The organism is Macrococcus animalis, from assembly GCF_047425875.1.
Taxonomy (GTDB): domain Bacteria; phylum Bacillota; class Bacilli; order Staphylococcales; family Staphylococcaceae; genus Macrococcoides; species Macrococcoides animalis.
The window spans coordinates 2,391,126-2,413,410 of record NZ_CP179727.1; the positions used below are offsets into that span (position 1 = coordinate 2,391,126).

A 22,285-nucleotide genomic window follows, 5' to 3' on the forward strand; every position below is an offset into this window, starting at 1 on the left:
TAAAGTGGCAGAGATTAAAGTTCCAGAATTAGCAGAATCAATTACAGAAGGTACGATTTCAACTTGGTTTAAACAAGTCGGTGATACAGTTGAAAAAGGCGAAAATATCGTAGAATTAGAAACAGATAAAGTTAACGTGGAAGTAATTTCTGAAGAGGCTGGTGTTATAACAGAGCTTAAAGCACAAGAAGGTGATACGGTTGAAGTGGGATCAGTTATTGCTATTGTTGGTGAAGGTGGGGCAACACCAACACCTGCTCAAACTGAAACACCACAAGCAGCACCTGAAGTTGAAGTAAGTAAAACTGAAACACCAACACCTGCTGAAACTTCATCACCAACTGAAGGTGTAGATTCTAAAGAAGAGAATGTGCGTATTGTTGCTACACCATCAGCACGTAAATATGCAAGGGAACATGGCATTGATTTAGCATCGATTAACCCGCGTGATCCTAAAGGATTAATTAGAAGTCACGATGTAAAAAATGCAGTGAATGCACCGTCACAGCCTGAAGCACCAAAGCAAACACCAGTTGCTCAAGCGGCACCAGCTAAACCTGAAAATCCTGCAAAACCAGTCATTCGTGAAAAAATGAGCCGTCGTAGAAAAACGATCGCAAATAAATTATTAGAAGTATCACAAAACACGGCAATGCTGACGACATTTAATGAAATTGATATGACAAATGTGATGGATTTACGTAAACGTAAAAAAGAAGCATTCCAAGAAAATCATGATGGCACGCGTTTAGGTTTCATGTCATTCTTTACAAAAGCTGTTGTTGCAGCACTTAAGAAATATCCAGCTGTTAACGCTGAAATTGATGGCGATGATTTAATCTTAAAACAATTCTATGATATCGGTGTCGCAGTTTCTACTGAAGAAGGTTTAGTCGTTCCAGTCGTACGTGATTGTGATAAGAAAAACTTTGCTGAAATTGAAGGATCTATTTATGATTTAGCAATCAAAGCGCGTGATAAAAAGTTAGGATTAGATGATATGATGGGCGGATCATTCACAATCACAAATGGTGGTGTATTCGGTTCATTAATGTCAACACCAATTATCAATGGAACACAAGCTGCTATTTTAGGAATGCACTCAATTGTGACTCGTCCAATTGCAATTGATAAGGAGCGCATGGAAAATCGTCCAATGATGTATGTTGCATTAAGTTACGATCACAGAATTATTGATGGTAAAGAAGCTGTTGGTTTCTTAAAAACAGTTAAAGAATTAATCGAGAACCCAGAAGATTTATTATTAGAAAGCTAAATTGTTTTAAATAATTTACCCAGTAACTTATACAATGTATAATAAGTATAAGTTACTGGGTTTTTATATTTGGAGGGAAAGCAATGAACTTATTAGGATTACATCACGTAACAGCGATTACGAGTGATGCGCAAAAATGTTATGATTTTTATCATAATGTTCTAGGCTTAAAGCTTGTTAAGAAAACAGTAAATCAAGATTCAATTGATACGTATCATTTATTCTTTGCTGATAATGAGGGTAGTCCTGGAACGGATGTTACTTTCTTTGACTTTAATGGAGCACCAAAAAATATTAGTGGTACAAATGAAATATATGCATTCACTTTACGTGTTCCAACTGATTATAGCTTGTATTATTTCAAACAACGTTTTGATGAAATGAATGTTAAATATGATGGGGTTATGCAATTAAATGGAAAACATGCGCTACCTTTTTATGATTTTGATGAACGTTTAATTTATTTAATTTCAGATGAGAACAATGCGGGTATTCCGATGGGGAAACCTAATCCTGATAGTCCAATTGAAAGTATTCATCAAATCTTAGGATTAGGTCCCATTATGTTAGCAGTTGAACATACTCTCGTTACAGCATCAGTATTGACACAAGTATTAGGTATGGAACGCATTGGTGATTATGCGCATCAACAGTCTTTAGATAAAGTGCATGTATTCAAGATGGGTGATGGTGGTAATGGCGGAGAAGTGCATCTACTTAAACGAACAGGTCAATCTGTCCAAGGATATGGAGGAACACATCATGTTGCGTTTAGAGTAAAAGATGAAATTCAATTACAAAAAGCGTTAAACACTTTAAATGAAGGAAACATACCGAATTCTGGATTAGTTGATCGTTATTACTTTAAGTCATTATATTTCAGAGATATTTCGGGTATTCTTTTTGAATTTGCAACAGATGGACCTGGCTTTGCTTCAGATGAACCGCTTGATGCTTTAGGAGAACGTTTAAGTTTACCACCATTTTTGGAAGCGCGTCGCAGCGAAATAGAAAATAATTTGAAACCAATAAAAACACTATAATGATATGGAGTTGTTAAGATGTTACATGAAGAATGGCAAGACAAAGCAGCAATCAAACAAGTGAAAGTGACAAATGTAGATGCAAAAAAATATAAAGTTAGTGATATGCTGACAGTCGGTCAAGTTTACGATGTTGTAAATGAAACAGAAGAATATTATCAAATTCGTGACAACAGTGGTAAAGTAGGCGGCTATTACAAAGAATATTTTGAAGAAGTATAAAATTTATAATAATACAGTTTTGAAATATTAAAAAAACATAATGTTTATAAGGTTTTTTGTAAATAAATCGTCAAAACAGTTTATAACATTTTGTTAATACAATACTGTATAATAGAGGTAAACTATAAGAGGCTAACATGCCTCTTTTTATTTTGAAAGGGAGTCTCGAAGCATGCAAAAATATCAAAATAGCGACATAACGATTTATCAAGATGCACTTGCAATGTTACGTTTGCGTAAAAATGTATTATTAAAAGGTCCAACAGGTTCAGGTAAGACTAAGTTAGCTGAAACGTTATGCGTTGACATGGAGCAAAAAATGAATAGTATTAACTGTTCAGTTGACTTAGATGCTGAAAGTTTACTTGGATATAAGACAATAGAGAATATTGATGGGGTATCTAAGATTGTTTTCGTTGATGGACCAGTTATTGAAGCAATGCGTGAAGGAAATTTATTATACATTGATGAAATTAACATGGCAAAGCCTGAAACTTTACCAATATTGAATGGTGTACTAGATTTCCGTAGAACGATTACTAATCCTTTTACAGGAGAAGTCATTAAAGCGCATGATGATTTTAAAGTGATTGCAGCAATCAATGTGGGATATGTAGGGACTTTACCGATGAACGAAGCATTAAAAAACCGATTTGTTGTATTAGATTTACACTACATCGGTGGTGACATATTAAAACAGGTTATTTTGGAACAAACCTCATTAAGAGATATCAAAGTTATTGATCAAATTATTAAATTTAATCAAGATTTAGTAACGATGGCGAGTCAAGGTCAAATTAGTGAAGAAGCAAGTTCTGTGCGTGCATTATTAGATTTCTGTGATTTAATTAGCGTTATGCCAATAGAACGTGCAGCGAAACGTGCCATTATTGATAAGTTGGATGATGAACGTGAACAAAATGCAATTATTAATGCGATGGAATTGAATTTCTAATGAGTGAAAAATTTATATTATTTAATGATGAACGTGTTGACCCATCATTGATAATGACTTTGACTGATTTAGCCCAATTATTACGTGAGGATGCATCTGTAAAGGTGAATTTTCAGAAGTTTGCTTATTTTGACTTAGTCGAAAATACAATCAACGTTGCTTTCAAATGGAAACATAGAGAACGTGACGAAGAAATAAAACTATTAAAAAGTGATACGATACTACACGCAGTAGGTTTTGATGAAACTGATTTGGATGTAATAGAAAGTGTGTTAGAAGAAGACTTTCGTGTAAATAGCTTTTTTCATCAACTCTTTATGATGCTAGATGAATTCAGGTTGATGTACTTCATTAGTAAAACGCGTCCCTTTACTCAGAAGTTTTTTGATGTAAGGGTGCGAGCAAAATTGAAAGAGAATGAAAGTCAGATTAAATTTTATCAAACCAAATCGATGCCAACAGATGAATTATTTTTACAAATTGAACATGCTTTATTAACAGATAGTATTCTTTCATTTCAATCCATGTTCTTTACTGAGCTTGAATATAGTATTCAACTCGCACTTCAGTCAATATATGATTTGAACAACACCCAAGATAGTGCCGATTTAGCGATTCGATTAATGTTACTTATTGAACCACATTTAACAAAAGATATGTTGAATGAGTATTATCACATTCCTAAAATGTCTTATATGAATGCTAAAGCATATAAGAAAGCAAATCTTGATAAATCAAAACAAGATGTTGCAGATATGGACGAATCTGAAGCAGTTCAATCAAAACAACGTGACACTGAAACCAAAAGTGGTGCGTATTTAGAGACTGAAGTGACTGAGGGTGCGAATAGCAATAATATAAAAGAAAATGATCGTGAAGGCGATTCAACAGATGATATAACAGAAATGATGATGGGGAAAGGTAAGTCTAAGCCACCTCAAACAGATGCTGACGGTAACGATATTAGTGATATCGTAGGCGAAGAAAACGTTAATACAAAACTGATTTGGAAAGAGACTGAACAAGATGAAAACAGTTTAGTAACTTATAACCAGTACAAAGAAGATGTATTAAAGGAAATCAAAACGCTCGTTAATGTTATTAATAAAAGTGTCGATCACGAAGTATCTGCCAAACGACAAGGTTTAAGTAAAGGCAAGCTTAGCCGTGATTTAACGGGTTGGTTCTTAGATGAACGTAAGCGTGTTTTTTATAAAGAGGATCAAAAATCTTATAAATTAGACGCAACATTTATGTTACTCATTGATGCTTCTTATAGTATGGAAGACAAATTAGAAGAAACGAAAAAAGGTGTTGTACTTTTTCATGAAACGCTATTACAACTTGCAATACGTCATGAAATCCTTGCATTCTCAGAAGACGGTTTTGAAGCAGATAAAAGCGTTCAACCTAATATTTTAGAACAAATTATTACATATCAAAATTCACTTCAAAGCCAATATTCACCGAATGTAGTGAGTTACAAAACAGGTGAAGACAATCGAGATGGATTAGCAATTCGTGTTGCTGGAAATATGCTTAAATCACGTTCTGAGAAGCAAAAGTTTTTAATTGTATTTTCTGACGGGGAACCATCTGCATTTGATTATGAATCTAATGGCATAATGGATACACATGATGCAGTCGTAGCATTAAGAAAAGAAAATATTTATGTTATTAATATATTCTTAAGCCAATCTAAGATTGATGAGAATACGATGGCTACGATAAAAAATATTTATAATGATTATTGTATTTTTGTAGAAGGTGTCGAAAAATTACCGAGTATTATTCAACCACTTCTTAAAACTTTATTACTACAAAGTATGAAACAATTTTAATTAAAAACGCGTAAAATTTCTTTTTGTGTGTATTTTTTAAATTTTCAGAAAAATTATAGACTTTATGCGTTTAAAGTGTTAATATAAAGACCATTATAGTAAGGAGGTCAACCTATGAAAAAAAATACTTGGGTCGTTGGGTTTATGTTATTTGCAATATTTTTTGGAGCTGGGAATTTAATTTTCCCACCTAATTTAGGATTCACAAGTGGTCATTTCTTCTGGCCAGCAATATTTGGGTTTATATTAACAGGGGTCGGCTTGCCTTTACTTGGCATTATAGTGGGTTCACTTGATGAAGAAGGGTATAAAGGTGTATTAAATAAAATCAATCCAATTTTTGGACTTGTATTCTTATCGGCTGTTTATTTAACAATCGGACCACTGTTTGCTATTCCTAGAACAGGGGCAACCTCTTTTGAAATGGCTGTTGTACCTTTCCTAAAAGATGGGCCATCTGCAATATCATTATTCATATTTACTTTAATTTTCTTTAGTCTTACATTATGGCTAGCGATTAATCCATCTAAAATGGTTGATCGTGTTGGTGCTATTTTAACACCTGTTTTATTAATTTCAATACTAGCACTAGTAATCGTTAGTATTATGTCTTTATTAGACACAAATCCAGTTCAAGCAAAAGCAGAAGTGTATCACAATTTAAATTCAAGTTTCTTTAGTGGATTTACAAATGGATATCAAACGATGGACGCTATTGCAGCGATTGCTTTCTCAGTGATTGTAATCAATGCGATTAAAGATAAAGGTATTACTAAAGAAACAGGATTGTTTAAACAAACAGTCTTTGCAGGTATTATAGCTGCCATTGCTTTAGGATTTATTTATTTAACACTTGGATGGATTGGTAGTCACTATCATTTATCTGCAGAACAATTAGCACATATTGAAAAGAATCAACTTGATTTAGGAACATACATTTTAACGCATGTTGCTGATGATACATTCGGTGTATTTGGAAAGTTGCTTATCGGAATTATAGTAAGTTTAGCATGTTTAACAACGTCAACTGGACTTGTTGTAGCTGTAAGTGAATATTTCAATGAAGTATACAGCAAAATACCATATAAAGTTTATGCAGTTATTTTTACGTTATTTAGCTTTATACTAGCAAATCAAGGTTTAAAAACAGTTATTGATAAATCGGTACCTGTATTGATGATTTTATATCCAATTGCTATGACGCTTGTGTTAATTATGCTCTTTGCAAAATTTGTTCCTACACCTAATTTAGCTTTTCAAATTCCAATTATACTTGTTACAATTGTATCCATCCTATCAGTAATAAGCACACAATTTAAAGTATTACCATTTATGAATGCTCTGCCTTTGAAAGCTCAATCTATGGAGTGGTTATTATTTGCAATTGTCGGTTATATTATTGGATATGTATTAGGAATAAAACAACCGAAAGTAGCATATAAATAAATATTACATTTTAATATAAGTAAAGGTCTAGGACACAAGTTTGCGTCTTAGACCTTTCTTATTACCTTTTATTCGTTTGTTCTTGTTGTAATTGTAGTAGCTGTTGTTTTAATTCTTGTTCCATTTTGCCAAGCTCTATTTCAGCTGCACGACGTTTTTCAGTCCCTTGTTGCTGAATTGATAAAGTTTCACGAATGGTATCTACAATATTTTGTTGTGTCGTTTTTAAAGTATCCAATTCTACAATACCACGTTCATTCTCTTCTGCAGTTCGAATTGTGTTTATTTTCAACATTTCTGAATTCTTCAGTAATAATTCATTCGTTGTATTTGTAACTTGTTGTTGCGCTTTAGAAGCTTTTTGTTGATGAAGTAAACTCATTGCGATGGCCATTTGATTCTTCCATAATGGAATACTAGTCAAAATTGAGCTTTGAATTTTTTCTGCTAAAGTTTGATTAACATCTTGAATCATTCGGATTTGCGGAGCGGATTGAAGCGTGATTTGACGTGATAACTTTAAGTCATAAATACGTTTATCTAAACGATTTAAATAATGACGTAAATCATTAACATCTTGAACAACCATTTGATCATTTGATTGTAAAGCTCGTTGTTCTAATTCAGGTAACATTACTGTTTGAATCTCTTCGCGCTTTTCTTCTGCAGCAATAATAAACATATCCAATGCTTCAAAATAGGCTTTATTTTCATCATATAAACGATCCAACATATGAACATCACGTAATAAAACATCTTTTGAGTTCTGTAGTTGTACAGAGATACGATCGATTTGTCCTGAAACCGATTGATATCTTGAAATTAATTCATTAACTGTAGTAGAAACACGTCTAAATAATTTCTTGATTTTACTTTTTTCAACTTGAGAAATTTCATCAGGATCAACTTCTTTTAATTTTTTCATTAACTGATCCAAACTATCTCCAATTGATCCAACATCTTTTTTTTGTACTTCATCTAAAATTTGGTGAGAGAAGGTTGAGAGTTTTTGTTGAGCACTTGAACCATATAACAATAGGTTCTCGTTGTCTAAAGGTTTGATTTGATTTTTGATTTGATTGATTTTCTCACGTTTTTCTATAGATAACGTTTGTGTTTGAAACGTTGTAATTGATGACTCTTTATGTTTCTGTTCAGGTTGTAAAACTGGCTTTGATTCAAAAGGATTTGCGGTTAATTCATCTAATAATTCATTTTCATTCATTAATATCGTCCCTTTCATTAACTGTTGCATATTGTTTTGAGCGTTTTAAATTAATTGGTGCACGTTGTTGATATTCTAATGACTGTTGCGTTTCATTTTTTGATTTTACATTGTTTGTTGATTCATTGATTGGAATTTGACGCTTTGTTTGCTGCAAAGAAGCAATGTCAATTTCAACTTTCATTTGTTCAAAATCATTTGAATTTAGTGCTTTTAAGTCAGCTTGTAATGTACGTTTTAATTCCTCTAATGTAAGTCTTGCATTGTATAGTAGTTGCTTATCTTCAGGGGTCTTATGCGGCATACGCGATAAATATAGAAATTGATTGAGCAAATTTACCGTATTGTCTAAATGAGAAAAGAAAAAACTATCCACTTTAAAAAACTTTTTAGGATTATTCTGTACAGATTTGAATATTGTGCGTGCTAACTTATTAATTTCATTTACATTACGAAAATCATTGATTGAACGGACTTTCTTATATTGTATCAATAACTGTTTAATTTTTGGTTCTGCTTCTTTCATTTGTGATTGAATATATTTATATTCATGTTTCGTTATACCCATTTCACGTAAATATTTATTGCCAGTTGTTATTTGAATTGGGAAGAAGGCACCTAAATAACCACCGGCCATAACAAGTGAATCTATCCACATATCAAATTGAAAGAAATTCATACTGATAAAACCAGTTATCAGTGCAATAGGGACTGCAAAAATTGCACCAAATATATAAGAGGCATTGTATTTCATATCATCATTTCCTTTTCATTCTAAATCGTTTTAAATTGATTAAATTCTTGTAATGGCACTTCTGATATTTCATAAGACATGACGCGTGACATAGGAGAGGCACCTCGAATAACTTTATTTGAGAACGTTTCGAGTGATTCTTCATCACCAGTTGCGTAAATTTCGACATAATCATTTACATTTTGAACTGTGCCTTTTATGTTATGTTTTTTTGCGATTTGTTGCGTAAAATACCGAAATCCAACGCCTTGTACATGTCCATATACTTTAATATGTAGCGATTTCATTGAATATCACCTCTCTTTTTATTATATCAAAATTGTATAAATTACCTAATAAATCGCCTTTTTAAGGCGATTTACTTGAAAATATGAAATAAACAGAACATAATATTTTTTATGGGGTGAAAGTTATGTATGAGATTATTACTATAAGGGCAGATTACGAGGGTTGGTGGTTGTTTGAGGATTTTAGAGATCAAGCAACGGATATCAAGAATTTTTCATTCTTAAAAGATGCAGAACAATATTACGACCAACAATTGTTGTACTTAAGACAACATTTTTGTAATGAACGAATAGGGAAATATAAAATTCATTCTTTTTATAATAATTGTGAAATTGAATTTTGTGAAGATTGCGATGAAGATGTTCAAATTTTTCATAGTGTTTTATTTTTTTATAATGGGGAAATATATCAATATAAATAAAATAATTATTTATAAAATATGATACAAAGTGATATATTTTTGGTTAGTAAATATGTAAGTATGACATGAAAAATACTTATTAATTAACACAAGTTAAACGTGTTACATTTATTACGTAGAAGTAAATTTTGTAAAAAAAATTAATTTACAGAATATTGTATTGCTTTATGGTTATCTGTATTTTATAATAATTTATAGCAATATGTTTATTCCATATTACAAAGTAAATATATTAATTTAACATTAATAAAATGAAAATTTTTTTATTTATTTTGTAATATGTGAATAATCACATATTGAATTATTATAGTGTGGAGGTTTCTAATTATGAAACAAGGTACAGTAAAATGGTTTAACGCAGAAAAAGGGTTTGGATTTATTGAAATCGAAGGAGAAAACGACGTATTCGTTCATTTCTCAGCGATTAATCAAGAAGGATACAAATCATTAGAAGAAGGACAAGCTGTAGAATTTGAAGTGGTTGAAGGCGATCGCGGACCACAAGCAGCAAACGTTGTAAAATTATAATTTTAATGAAATGAATTATATATGCACGTTAGAAAGACACCCTGGATTCTCCAGGGTGTCTTTCTTTTTGAGGAAATGCATCATTTTTAATTTAATAAATTATAAAGCAATTTTTATTATATATTACCTGATTTCATTTGCTATTAAGTGCGTAAGTGTTTGTCTTTTAATAGCTTGGCGCACACCTTGTGAAGATACAAAGATTACAGCAGGTTTGAGCATTTGATTGTAGTTTGAAGCCATACTGTAGTGGTAAGCGCCAGTAGATTTAACGCACAACGTATCACCCGTTTTTATAGAAATAGGGAGCGCTATATCTCGTGCGATGATGTCACCCGATTCACAAAGCTTACCTGCAACGGTTACCACTTCAGTTTCTTCTTCATCTCTTTCTACAAGTTCTAACTCGTATTTCGCGTCGTATAGGGCAGTTCTAATATGATCACTCATACCACCATCGATTGAAATATATTTGTTTGTGTTAGGAATCGTCTTAATTGTTCCGACATCATATATTGTCAATCCTGCTTCACCAACAATAGAACGACCAGGTTCTAAAGAAATTTCTGGAATCGGATAATCATTGTCCTGACAAGTTGTAATTAAAGTATCTGTGATAGCTTTAATACCATCTTCAATTGGATAACTAATATCTTCAGCTGTATAACGAATACTAAATCCACCACCAATATTCAGGACTTTAATAGCAATATTATTCTCTTTTAGCCAATTTACAACAATCTGAATTGTCTCAATTGTACCTGTCGATTCAAAGATTTGAGAACCGATATGAAAGTGTATCCCATAAAAATCAATTTGACTTGCATTGAGTAATGCTTCAACACCTTGTAATGCAAGTCCGTGTTGAATACTTAAACCAAACTTACTATCTTCTTGTCCTGTTTGAATAAATTCATGCGTATGGGCTTCAACACCTGGGTTAACACGAAGAACCGCTTTAACACGTTTATTTTTTGATTCTGCAATGGTATTCACGCGCTCAATTTCATCTAACGCATCGATGACGAAGTATTCAACACCCGCTTCGATCGCATAATCGATTTCATGATTGGTTTTATTGTTCCCATGAAAGTGTATTTTCTCTGGATTGAAGTTAGCAGCGAGTGCTGTATAAAGTTCGCCTTCTGAAACAACATCTAATCCCATGTTTTCTTCTTGCATTAACTTAAAGAGTTGTATCGATGTAAATGCTTTAGACGCATAAGAAATTGTATACGACAATCCAGAAAGACTCAATGCTTGATGAAATCTACGACATTGATTGCGAATCATATCTTCATCATAAATGAATAGGGGAGTACCATATTCGTTTTTTATATCAATTAATGAATGGCCATGAAGATTTAATACGCCATTTTCTCTTGTTAAATTCATTGTGTGACCTCCATGATTAATGTGTTATGGTTTAATGCCGATAATTGTTCTGAGTTCGCACCGACACCCTTAAATGTATATTCATCGATACGCATCGCTTCATGATAAAGGTAGACGATATCACCTGGATTAACATGTTCATCTACTTCTACAAACATATGGCTCATCATTAACGCTTTGATTGGATAACGCTTGCCATTAATTAAGCAATCGTGTTGTGCACGCGTACGCAATATACCATCACCGTATCCTATCGCAACAACTGCAAGTCTTGTATCTTGTTTAGCAGTATAAGCGAAACTATAACCAGCTGATTGACCTTGTTTAATATTTCTAATTTGAATCACATGGCTTGAGAGACGTAATGACTGGGCTGTAATTGATTCTGGTAATGCTGAATAGGGTCTAGCACCATATAAAATAATCCCTAATCGTAAGTGCGTATGGTCGGGTAACAGTCCATCTTCACGTACATAACTTGCACTGTTTTGTGCATGGATGATTTCAAATTGATATTGGTCTGTTAACTGCTGCACGACGTTTAACCAATGCTTTCTCTCAACTGTATAATCTTCAACATCAAACTCATCGGCATAGCCGAAATGCGTCCATAGCCCTTTAATGACGATACCGTGCTTTTCTTCTGTAATCTTATCCAATAATATTTGCATTGATTCTAATGTTCTAAAGCCAGAGCGATGTAATAAATTCTCGTATTCCAAGTGCACTTTAATACCTTCTAATTGCGCACTATATTGTTCAAAAAATGCGATTGAAGGAAGTGTCATTTCAATATTGTATTGTTTTAATGCATCGAAATTTGTAGTCGGATTCATTAAGAAAATGTCGCATTCACTATCAAGTGCTCTAATTGCAATTGCTTCATCTAAACTTGTCGTACTAAAGTATGTGATCCCGCAAGATGTCATACATTGAATAGAAAAATCTAATCCAAAATTATAAGCATTGTTTTTCACAACGGCCATTACAGGATTATCTTTAATGACGTGTTTGATATTAGCGATAAATTGCTTTTGATTGATTTCCCATTTAGCACTCATCTTCATAACTCCTTACCATTGCTAAGTAATAATTTAAGCCATGCATTAACACTGCTTCATCAAAATTAAATTGATTATGATGTAACCCATGTATAAAGCCTCTTGCTTCATTACGGCATCCTAGAAATACGAAATAGGTTGGGGCAATTGATTGATAAAACGAAAAGTCTTCTCCAAATAGATATGGTAATGCATTATGCACAGGTTTGAGATTGGCTGCTTGAATGGCACGCATCACACGTGATTCTAAAGTCGGATCATTTACTGTTGGTGGATAACCTTCAGCGAACTTTACTTCTATATCACAACCTGTAGTGATTGCAATTGCTTCAGCTATGTGTTGCATTTTTTGCTTTACAATCGATAAGTCATTTTGATCATATGTTCTTATCGTACCTTCTAAATAGCCATTTGAAGGCACAGTATTAATCGCTTCTCCAGCATTGAACTTGCCGATATGAACAATATTGCGCTTTAATCCTGGTAAATGAAACTGCTGTAGTGTACTTACTTGATTCAAAATTTGAATTAAAGCGTTGCTTGCAGCATATCCTTGTTCTTTATTGGCCACATGTGCGCTTTTTCCCGTTATGTAGAAACGGTATTCAGTTGCACTTGCTGTTATTTCATTACTACGATAAATCATTTTACCTTCATCATTATCAGGCATCATATGCATTCCGTAAATGGCTTGAATATTAAAAGATTCAAAATCAAAATTTTGAATCAGTTGGTTCGCACCCGCATTTGCTTCTTCAGAAGGTTGGAAGATAAACATAATGTTATGTTTTAACGGTGCGTTTTGACTTTTTGCATGAATAGATTTCATTAATGCAAGTAGCATCGTTGTATGTCCGTCGTGACCACAAGCATGCATGACATTCTTAATGGTAGAACGATAATCTACGTCGTTTTGTTCATTAATTGGCAATGCGTCAATATCAGCACGAAAGACAATCGTTTCATTTGTTGTACCACGAATAATCGCAATTGCACCAGTAGCAAGTGGGGTGAAATACTCAATGTTTAATTTTTTTATTTCACTGATGATTAATTGCGTTGTATGATGTTCTTCAAATCCTAACTCAGGATTCTGATGCAATGTTCTTCTTGTTTGAATCAAGTCATCTAAATCTACCATGTATTTCACCTCAAAAATATTAAAAATAAAGGCTGATAAAATATCAGCCTGAAAATATGATCTTAAATGATTAACGAAAAGATTATTGATTCAATTGTCTTAAAGCTGCGACAATTTCAATCTTAGATCCTTCAACTTCAGAAGCTTGTTTAATAACGCGAGCTGGCGTTCCTGCAACGACACTTCCTGCAGGCACATCTTCAGTTACAATTGCACCCGCTGCTACAACGGCGCCACGTCCAACACGCACACCTTCTAAAATCACTGCATTTGCTCCGATTAAAACATCGTCTTCAATGACAACTGGATCTGCACTTGGAGGTTCGATAACACCCGCAAGGACTGCACCCGCACCAACATGAACATTTTTACCTGTTGTTGCACGGCCACCTAATATTGCATTCATATCAATCATCGTACCTTCGCCGACAACGGCACCGATATTAATTGTAGCGCCCATCATGATAACAGCGTTATCTTCAATAACAGCATGTTCACGTATAAATGCACCGGGTTCAATACGTGCGTTGATTTGACGTTGATCAATTAATGGGATTGCTGAATTTCTTCTATCATATTCTACTTCAATATCAGTTATAACATTTTGGTTTTCATTATAGAAACTTTCCCAATCTGCTAAGTCACTGAATATTGTCTTTGATTCGTTGCTACCAAATACTTTTAATGTATCAGGGAACGAAACATTTTCAAAATTGCCATTCACATATACTTTGACAGGTGTTTGTTTTTTACTTTCACTAATGTATTGAATAATTTCTTGTGCTGATAGGTCTCTCATAATAGGGCTCCTTTTAATTTAAATAGACTTTTTTGACTTGAAACTTTATATATTTTTTATAGATTATCAAATGTGTAATATCCATTTGATTTATGGATTAATTTTTCTGCTACATCGATTGCACCGCTTGCAAAGATATCCTTACTTTGAGCACGGTGAATAATTTGAATTGTCTCATCCAATCCTGCAAATAATACCTCATGTTCGCCAGTGATTGTCCCACCACGAACAACACTGATACCAACATCATCTTTTGCTCGTGCTTTATCTTCTAAAGTTCTATCAGTTATCGGATGCAGTTCTCGCTTTTCTTGTATTGCATCTAACAATTTTACAAGTGTACCACTGGGTCCATCGACTTTTTTATTATGATGGCGCTCAATGAGTTCAATGTCATAATCCTGAAGTAGTGGGACTGCATATTGAATTAATTCAGTTAGAATATGAACGCCATAGCTCATGTTGGCACTAAAGAAGGTTGCCGTATCATTTGCTTTCAATTTTAGAGCCTCGATAATTGCTTCTTTTTCACCCGTTGTTGCAATGACTAATGGAATCTTCACATCACTTTGAATTAATGGCAATGTAATATAAGGATTTGAAAAATCTATAATCACATCAGCCTGTGGTAATGGGTCACCGACGAGATATATGGGGTAGGGATGGGGTTTATCTGTATCTCTATTTAATATGATACCGACAATCTCGTATCCTTTATCTTGTGCGATACGTGCGACGCGCTCATTCATAGCACCATAACCGGCAAGTAATATTTTCATTTATATCACCTGACTTTTGAATTGATCATAAATCATATTGATTTGCTGTTGTGCTTTATCCAGTAGTGGCACGAGTGGTAATCGTAATTCACCATTCGCAAACCCAATATGAGATACGAGTGCTTTGATTGGCATTGGATTAATATCGACTTCAAGTGCTTGAAGTAAAGGTACAATCGTATTAAATTGTTGTGCTGCAAGTGTTGCATCTGTTTGGAACGCCGTGTAAACCGCTTGAAACTCTTTCGGTATTGCATTTGCGATAACAGAAATTACACCGTCACCACCAGCTTCATAGAAAGGGACGATAATGTCATCATTGCCACTGTATATCATAAAATCACTAGGTACGCGTGATTTCACTTTTCTAGTATAATCTAAATCGTGTGTCGCATCTTTTAAAGCATAAATATATGGATTTTGGGCTAACACTTCAACAGTTTCCGGTTCTATCGTCATATTTGTTCTTGCAGGAACATTGTATAATACAACGGGTAGTTCAACTGCGTTGGCAATCGTCGTAAAGTGTTCGATTAACCCACGTTGATTCGTTTTATTATAATAAGGTGTAATCAACATAATGCCATCTGCGCCGAGTGCTTTCACCTTTACTGAATGCTCTAAACTTGCTTGTGTATCGTTTGTTCCTGTACCGACGATAATCGGTACACGTGCATCTGACACGCGTACAGCAATTTCAACAAGCTTTAGCTTTTCTTCTTCCTTTAACGTTGAACCTTCTCCTGTTGTACCATTGACAAATATAGCTTGAATGTCATTTTCAATCAGGAAGTTTACATGTTTTTCGAAAGTTTCGTAATCGACTTGTGAATTGATGAATGGGGTAGTAATGGCTACTGCTGTCCCTTTAAACTGTACTTGTGTCATATATAACACTCCTTATTTATTTTGATTATGAATTTGTTCTAATATTTGTACTGCATTTAATGCAGCACCTTTTAATAAATTATCTGCTGTACACCAAATGTGGAATGAATTTTCTAATGTATCGTCTTCACGAATACGTCCGACAAATACTTCTTCTTTGCCTGTAGTATTGACAGCAAGGGGGTATTGGTTATTTTCTACATCATCGATTAACACTACGCCTTCAGTTTGTTCAAATATCTCTCGAATGGCTTCAACAGTAGCTGGATTTTCTAATGTCACGTTAATGGCAACTGAATGAGAGTCTTGAACTGGAACACGTACACATGTTGCTGTTACTTTTAAGTCTGGTAATCCTAAGATTTTCTTTGTTTCATCAATCATTTTTTGCTCTTCTTTTGTATATCCAGTGTCTAAGAAATCATCAATATGCGGTAATACGTTATTGTAAATTGGATGAGGATAGTTTTTTGGTGCTTCGCCTTTAGCACCGTTGATTAAATCATTTCTTCCTGCAACACCACTACCTGAAACAGCTTGATAAGTTGTATAAGCTACACGTTTTAAACCAAATTGTTCTTGAAGCGGTTTTAATGGAACGACAGATTGAATTGTAGAACAGTTTGGATTGGCAATGATTCTACGCTCTAACTTAGGTGCATTGACTTCTGGTACGATTAAATCAATATCCTCAACCATTCTAAATGCACTTGAATTATCGATAACAACGCTGCCTGCTTCTTCGAAAATAGGTGAGAATTTAAGACTAGTGCTACCACCCGCACTCATTAAGACGAAATCGTATTTTTCATTCGCCTTTTCTTCAGTTAATTCTTCAGTTATATACGTTTTACCTTGATATTCAACTTCTTTTCCCGCTGATCGAGCTGATGTAAATAACGTTAAACTGTCAAACGGTATTGCTTTTCTTTCTAATACTTCTAACATTTTTTGACCAACTAATCCTGTAGCACCTACAACTGCGATTTTATACATTAATAAAACACTCCTTATATTCAAAATATTTAAATAATTACCTCTATGTTACTCCTAATCTTTATTGAGTTAAAGCATATAATAAAAAAGATTAAATTTTAGATAAGATTTAGATATTAAATTGTGCACATAAAGTTTGAACAGCACTTTCTGCATCTTGCTCTGATACGACGAGTGAGATACTGATTTCACTTGTAGATACTTGATAGTATTGAATATTGGCATCAATAAGTGTAGTAAATACTTTAGCTGCAATACCACTCATATCTCTCATACCAGAACCTACTACTGAAACTTTCGCATACTGATGATTTATTTCGTGAAGCAGGGCAGGGTATTGTTGTTGTAATATTTCTATTAATGTACTTATTTGTTGTGCATCGGTATTCTTCATTGTGAATGATAATTGCATGCCATCTATGTTGACGGTTTGAGATATCATATCGATGTTAATTTGATTTTCGTCTAATGCTAAATAAATCGCTTTTAATACTAAAGCATCATGCATAGGATATGAAAGTGTGACATAATCCATATTTTTATCTAATGCAATGCCAGTTACGGCTTTTCTCTCTATAATTTGTTCTGTCGGCACAATCCATGTTCCTCTCTCTGTTGATAATGTTTTTCCGGTATAAATAGGTGTTTTATGATTCAGTGCGATTTCAACACTTCTCGTTTCAAGTATTCCTGCACCAAGTGAAGAAAGTTCCATCATTTCTTCAAAACTAAGTTGATCAATCTTTTGCGTTCGGGGATAGATACGTGGATCAGTACCGTATACGCCCAATACGTCGCTATAAATTTCACACTGGGCATCAAGACTTGATGCAAGTGCTACAGCAGTTGTATCACTACCACCACGACCTAAAGTTGTAAGTTCATCATCGTTATTAATACCTTGGAAGCCAGCGATAATAATAATATCTTTCATTTTAAATAAATCTCGAATTTTTTGTGTATTAATAGATTGTATTTTACTTTTTAAATGATGACCTTCTGTTTTTATACCAGCTTGGGCACCAGTTAAAGCAACAGATGCAACCAATAAGTCATTGAGTACGATAGACAAGTACGCAATAGTCTGTTGCTCTCCGGTAGTTAATAACATTGCTAAAGCACTATCTTTCGGAGTTTTAGAAATCGACGCCACGTTTTGCATCAGTTCATCTGTCGTTTTACCCATTGCAGAAACGACTACAATTAATTTTTCATTGCGCTCAGTTCTTTCTTTAAGATATTCAGCAATGGCTTTAATTTTTTCAAAATCTGCAACAGAACTACCTCCGAATTTTAAAACATGAATATTTTGCACAAGATTTTCTGACTGAAATTTTGTTACCAAATTTTACGCCTCCTGTTAGGGGGCATCACGAACAAAAAAACAAGCCCAGAGACATCTGGACTTGTTTAATTATATACAAGCGATGCACTCCATTATTTTTCAATAATGACAAATCCATAGCTCTTAACCTGTGGATCCAATATAGCATTCACTGCAATAAATACTATATTTCGGCATCGCACCCTTTCAGTAATTCATTTGCAGAATTAAAATTACTTACTCATGATTGATGCGCCTCATCTGTTACTTATTAAGTTGATGTTTAACATTCTACAGAACGAATTCAGAATTGTAAAGTATTTTGTGAAAATTTTAAATAAATATAAAAAACTACGTATATCTAAAATGAGATATACGCAGTTTTTATAGTTTATATTAAATTATTTTAAAACGCCTTGTTCTTTTAAATACTCTTCATAAGTATTTTCTTTAGAGATGTTCGCGTTTAAGTCAATGACACGGTTTGCAATTGTGTTAATGAACTCAAAGTCATGAGAAGTGAATATTAAAGAACCTTTGAATGCTTTTAAGCCATCATTAACTGATGTAATACTTTCTAAATCTAAATGGTTTGTAGGTTCATCAAGTAATAATACGTTTGCAGAAGATAACATCATCTTACTCAACATACATCTTACTTTTTCTCCACCTGATAATACAGTCGCTTTTTTACGTACTTCTTCACCAGAGAATAACATACGGCCTAAGAAGCCACGTAAGAAAGTTTCTGTTTGTTCTTCGGGTGGTGCATATTGACGTAACCATTCAACTAAGTCTATATTTTTACCTTCAAAGAATTCAGAGTTATCTTTTGGTAAATAACTTTGAGATGTAGTTACACCCCATTTGTATGAACCTTCATCCGGTTCCATTTCTCCAGCTAAGATACGTAGTAGGGTAGTCTTTGCGATTTCTGAATCGCCAACTAATACTGCTTTGTCATTTGGGTTCATAGTGAATGATAAGTTATCAATCACTTTAACACCGTCAATTGATTTTGTTAAGCCTTGAACTTGTAATAATTCGTTACCGATTTCACGTTCTGGTTTAAAGTTAACGAATGGATATTTACGACTCGATGGTTGAATATCATCTAATTCGATTTTTTCTAACATTTTCTTACGGCTTGTTGCTTGTTTCGATTTAGAAGCGTTTGCAGAGAAACGTGCAACGAAATCTTGTAATTCTTTAATTTTTTCTTCTTTTTTCTTATTAGAGTCTTGTAACATCGTTTGTGCTAACTGACTTGATTGATACCAGAAGTCGTAGTTCCCAACATAAAGTTTAATCTTACCGTAATCAAGGTCAGCAATATGCGTACAAACGTTATTTAAGAAGTGACGGTCATGGGATACAACGATTACAGTATTTTCAAAGTTAATTAAGAATTCTTCTAACCAGCTTATCGCAGGGATATCAAGACCATTGGTAGGCTCATCTAGTAATAATACATCTGGGTCACCGAATAATGCTTGGGCTAAAAGTATTTTAACTTTTTGGTTATTTTCTAGTTCTGACATTTTCTTTTCATGTAATTCATCTTTTATACCTAAACCTGATAATAATACTTGTGCATCACTTTCAGCAGTCCAACCGCCCATTTCACCGAACTCACCTTCAAGTTCAGCTGCACGCATACCATCTTCATCACTGAAATCAGGTTTCATATAGATTTCATTTTTTTCATTCATTACGCTCCATAATTTTTCATGTCCACGTAATACAACATCTAAGACACGCTCATCTTCAAAAGCAAAGTGATCCTGTTTTAGTATTGCAAGACGTTCATCTTTCCCCATTGATACATGGCCAGATTGAGAATCCAGTTCACCAGATAGAATTTTTAGGAAAGTTGATTTTCCGGCACCATTGGCACCAATTAAACCATAACAGTTGCCGGGTGTAAATTTAATGTTTACATCTTCAAATAATTTTCTATCACCGAATCGTAAACTTACATTAGATACTTGTAACATTGAGTGGTCTCCTTTAATTTATAATCAGTAAGAATTATATCATAGTTTAATGGGAAAAAGATAATACTGATTTCTCATTTGCACAGATAGTTCTATTATACTGTTATTTCGGACGAATAGGTGAAAATGTGCTATAATGATTTATTGAAATAGGTATTTAACCTAAAGGAGAGACATATGGAAAACAAACAATTATCAGGAAGTATCGACTTTTTACGCGTCGATCGTTTAGAAGGATCGACGTATTACTTATTAGGACCGAATAGTGAAGTCGTAAAGTTAAATCAATCAGAAGTATTGTCAGAAGATGAATTAGAAATTGGCGAAGATTATTCATTCTTCGTATATCCAGGACGTACTGGGGATTTATTTGCCACACAAAACATTCCAGACATTTCAACAGATCGTTATGACTGGGTGAAAGTTATTAAGAAAGATAGAGATGGTGTAACGGTTGATATTGGTATTTCGCGTGAAATAGTTATACCATGGGAAGATTTGCCAAAAGTAAAAGAGGTCTGGCCAGAAGCAGGAGACGAAGTATTTGCGTGTTTACGTGTTGATAGAAATGATCAATTATATGGTCGTTTAGCAAGTGAAACAATGGTTGATGCGATGTTTACACCCGCACCAGTTGACGTGTTGCACCAAACGATTACAGCGCATCCTTATCGCTTACTACGTATCGGCACATTTTTACTTTCTAAAGAAGGCTATAAGATATTTGTTCACGAATCAGAACGTCGTAGTGAACCAAGACTTGGTGAAGCTGTAGAAGTACGTATCATAGGGCATAAAGAAGATGGAACTTTAAACGGTTCATTCTTACCACTAGCACATGAACGTTTAGATGATGATTCAGAACAGATTTTAAAGTTATTAGAAGAATACGGCGGGGAATTGCCGTTCTCTGATAAGTCAGACCCAGAAGCGATTAAAGAGGTCTTTAATATGAGTAAAGGAAGCTTTAAACGAGCGATTGGTCGTTTATATAAGAATAAACGCATCCTAATTGAAGCGGATAAAATTAAATCAGTAGAATAAATTTATTTTTATAGCGTTAAACAGCCATTGCCGGATATTTTGAATATCCGGCAATGGCTCGTTTGTTATATATCATTTTTTATTGATTTTCATATAACCAACCTTGATCGTTATGATAAACCATTTGTTTAGTCATCCCACCATCAATGACAAATTCTTGTCCTGTAATAAACGTTGCAGCATCACTACATAAATATAAGACCATTTGTGTAATGTCATTTGGAACACCGACACGACCTGCAGGATGTTGTGCATTATTATTGCCTGTATATGTAGTACCTGTTGTATCAATCCAACCGGGTAATATAGCATTTACACGTGCTTTTTCACGTAATGAAACAGCGAGCGCATGTGTTAATGCACTGATGCCACCCTTAGCTGCAGCATAGCTTTCTGTTTGAGGTTGACTCATATGTGCTCTTGATGAAGACATATTAATAATTGCTGCATGTGCATTGAAATAGGGCATCAATTGTTGAACAAGATAAAATGGGGCAGTGATACCGACTTGAAGTGCATAATTAAAGTCATCTACTGTACAATCATCGATACCCTTCATTATCGGTAAGGCATTATTAATTATATAATCTACTTTGCCTTGTTCAGTAATTATTTTTGAGATAAATTGGTCTAATATTGCCGTGTCTGAAATATCACCTTGAAAGTAACATCCTGGTTGAATGTCGATGTCACAAACAATGGCTTGTTGAGCTCTAAAAGTGTCGGCAAAATGCTTGCCAATGCCTTGTGCAGCTCCTGTTATCACAATAACTTTATTTTTGAAGTTCATTTGAACACCTCATTTATTTAATGATTAATAATACAAAAAGCATAGCACAGAAAATCTGCATTATGCTTTTTG

Annotated in this window: 22 protein-coding genes and 1 riboswitch; of the genes, 9 read left to right on the forward strand and 13 right to left on the reverse strand. The window is 33.9% G+C overall.

Annotated features, from left to right (window positions below):
- Positions 1–4 precede the first annotated feature (4 nt).
- The 6 genes from odhB (at position 5) to brnQ (ending at position 6,783) form a co-directional block, all read left to right on the forward strand.
- Entirely contained in the window at positions 5–1,276 is a 1,272-nt protein-coding gene (gene odhB, locus ACMGE9_RS12735) for a 2-oxoglutarate dehydrogenase complex dihydrolipoyllysine-residue succinyltransferase (protein WP_414043139.1), read from the forward strand.
- Positions 1,277–1,359: 83 nt separating this feature from the next.
- Positions 1,360–2,319, forward strand: a complete 960-nt coding sequence (locus tag ACMGE9_RS12740) for a ring-cleaving dioxygenase (RefSeq protein WP_414043140.1) — start codon at positions 1,360–1,362, stop codon at positions 2,317–2,319.
- 18 nt (positions 2,320–2,337) lie between these two features.
- Positions 2,338–2,541, forward strand: coding sequence for a DUF6501 family protein (locus ACMGE9_RS12745; RefSeq protein ID WP_414043141.1), 204 nt, complete (start codon positions 2,338–2,340; stop codon positions 2,539–2,541).
- A gap of 172 nt (positions 2,542–2,713) precedes the next feature.
- Positions 2,714–3,496 (forward strand): ATP-binding protein, encoded by a 783-nt coding sequence (locus tag ACMGE9_RS12750; protein ID WP_414043142.1) that lies wholly within the window; start codon positions 2,714–2,716, stop codon positions 3,494–3,496.
- Entirely contained in the window at positions 3,496–5,337 is a 1,842-nt protein-coding gene (locus ACMGE9_RS12755; RefSeq protein WP_414043143.1) for a vWA domain-containing protein, read from the forward strand. The genes ACMGE9_RS12750 and ACMGE9_RS12755 overlap by 1 nt, the downstream gene beginning before the upstream one ends.
- Before the next feature lie 114 nt (positions 5,338–5,451).
- Entirely contained in the window at positions 5,452–6,783 is a 1,332-nt protein-coding gene (brnQ, locus tag ACMGE9_RS12760; RefSeq protein ID WP_414043144.1) for a branched-chain amino acid transport system II carrier protein, read from the forward strand.
- A gap of 61 nt (positions 6,784–6,844) precedes the next feature.
- Here brnQ and ACMGE9_RS12765 read toward each other — a convergent pair whose 3' ends face one another.
- Genes ACMGE9_RS12765 through ACMGE9_RS12775 form a run of 3 tightly spaced genes read right to left on the reverse strand, consistent with a single transcriptional unit; the run spans position 6,845 to position 9,049 of the window.
- Positions 6,845–8,008, reverse strand: coding sequence for a toxic anion resistance protein (locus ACMGE9_RS12765; protein WP_414043145.1), 1,164 nt, complete (start codon positions 8,006–8,008; stop codon positions 6,845–6,847).
- On the reverse strand, positions 8,001–8,762 hold the full coding sequence (locus ACMGE9_RS12770) for a 5-bromo-4-chloroindolyl phosphate hydrolysis family protein (RefSeq protein WP_414043146.1): 762 nt from the start codon (positions 8,760–8,762) through the stop codon (positions 8,001–8,003). Before ACMGE9_RS12770 ends, ACMGE9_RS12765 begins: the two co-directional genes overlap by 8 nt.
- A 20-nt stretch (positions 8,763–8,782) precedes the next feature.
- Complete coding sequence (locus ACMGE9_RS12775; RefSeq protein ID WP_414043147.1) at positions 8,783–9,049, reverse strand: acylphosphatase; 267 nt, start codon at positions 9,047–9,049, stop codon at positions 8,783–8,785.
- Positions 9,050–9,174: 125 nt separating this feature from the next.
- Here ACMGE9_RS12775 and ACMGE9_RS12780 point away from each other — a divergent pair, with 125 nt between their 5' ends.
- Positions 9,175–9,471 (forward strand): DUF1033 family protein, encoded by a 297-nt coding sequence (locus tag ACMGE9_RS12780; protein WP_414043148.1) that lies wholly within the window; start codon positions 9,175–9,177, stop codon positions 9,469–9,471.
- Positions 9,472–9,798: 327 nt separating this feature from the next.
- Positions 9,799–9,999 carry a cold shock protein CspA gene (gene cspA / locus ACMGE9_RS12785; RefSeq protein WP_016912585.1) on the forward strand — a complete coding sequence of 67 codons (201 nt, stop codon included), beginning with the start codon at positions 9,799–9,801 and terminating at the stop codon, positions 9,997–9,999.
- 123 nt (positions 10,000–10,122) lie between these two features.
- Here cspA and lysA read toward each other — a convergent pair whose 3' ends face one another.
- The 9 genes from lysA to ACMGE9_RS12830 form a co-directional block, all read right to left on the reverse strand.
- Positions 10,123–11,394 carry a diaminopimelate decarboxylase gene (gene lysA, locus ACMGE9_RS12790; protein WP_414043149.1) on the reverse strand — a complete coding sequence of 424 codons (1,272 nt, stop codon included), beginning with the start codon at positions 11,392–11,394 and terminating at the stop codon, positions 10,123–10,125.
- A complete protein-coding gene (gene alr / locus ACMGE9_RS12795) occupies positions 11,391–12,455 on the reverse strand; it encodes an alanine racemase (RefSeq protein WP_414043150.1) in 1,065 nt (354 codons plus the stop codon). The genes lysA and alr overlap by 4 nt, the downstream gene beginning before the upstream one ends.
- The gene (locus tag ACMGE9_RS12800) at positions 12,445–13,596 is read right to left on the reverse strand and encodes a M20 metallopeptidase family protein (protein ID WP_414043151.1); all 1,152 of its coding nucleotides are present in this window, start codon (positions 13,594–13,596) and stop codon (positions 12,445–12,447) included. Before ACMGE9_RS12800 ends, alr begins: the two co-directional genes overlap by 11 nt.
- A gap of 82 nt (positions 13,597–13,678) precedes the next feature.
- Positions 13,679–14,398 (reverse strand): 2,3,4,5-tetrahydropyridine-2,6-dicarboxylate N-acetyltransferase, encoded by a 720-nt coding sequence (gene dapD, locus ACMGE9_RS12805; RefSeq protein ID WP_414044506.1) that lies wholly within the window; start codon positions 14,396–14,398, stop codon positions 13,679–13,681.
- Between the two features lie 53 nt (positions 14,399–14,451).
- Complete coding sequence (gene dapB / locus ACMGE9_RS12810) at positions 14,452–15,174, reverse strand: 4-hydroxy-tetrahydrodipicolinate reductase (RefSeq protein ID WP_414043152.1); 723 nt, start codon at positions 15,172–15,174, stop codon at positions 14,452–14,454.
- Positions 15,175–16,062, reverse strand: coding sequence for a 4-hydroxy-tetrahydrodipicolinate synthase (gene dapA, locus ACMGE9_RS12815; RefSeq protein WP_414043153.1), 888 nt, complete (start codon positions 16,060–16,062; stop codon positions 15,175–15,177). It lies immediately after the preceding gene.
- Positions 16,063–16,074: 12 nt separating this feature from the next.
- Complete coding sequence (locus ACMGE9_RS12820; protein WP_414043154.1) at positions 16,075–17,058, reverse strand: aspartate-semialdehyde dehydrogenase; 984 nt, start codon at positions 17,056–17,058, stop codon at positions 16,075–16,077.
- Positions 17,059–17,167: 109 nt separating this feature from the next.
- On the reverse strand, positions 17,168–18,373 hold the full coding sequence (locus ACMGE9_RS12825; RefSeq protein ID WP_414044507.1) for an aspartate kinase: 1,206 nt from the start codon (positions 18,371–18,373) through the stop codon (positions 17,168–17,170).
- A 104-nt stretch (positions 18,374–18,477) separates the two neighbouring features.
- A riboswitch (Lysine riboswitch) is annotated at positions 18,478–18,651 on the reverse strand.
- Between the two features lie 132 nt (positions 18,652–18,783).
- Positions 18,784–20,379: an ABC-F family ATP-binding cassette domain-containing protein gene (locus ACMGE9_RS12830; RefSeq protein ID WP_414043155.1), complete on the reverse strand. Its 1,596-nt coding sequence runs from the start codon at positions 20,377–20,379 to the stop codon at positions 18,784–18,786.
- Between the two features lie 177 nt (positions 20,380–20,556).
- On the opposite strand from ACMGE9_RS12830, the gene ACMGE9_RS12835 reads away from it, so the two are divergent.
- Complete coding sequence (locus tag ACMGE9_RS12835) at positions 20,557–21,423, forward strand: S1 RNA-binding domain-containing protein (protein WP_414043156.1); 867 nt, start codon at positions 20,557–20,559, stop codon at positions 21,421–21,423.
- A gap of 79 nt (positions 21,424–21,502) precedes the next feature.
- Here ACMGE9_RS12835 and ACMGE9_RS12840 read toward each other — a convergent pair whose 3' ends face one another.
- The gene (locus tag ACMGE9_RS12840) at positions 21,503–22,213 is read right to left on the reverse strand and encodes an SDR family oxidoreductase (protein ID WP_414043157.1); all 711 of its coding nucleotides are present in this window, start codon (positions 22,211–22,213) and stop codon (positions 21,503–21,505) included.
- Positions 22,214–22,285 lie beyond the last annotated feature (72 nt).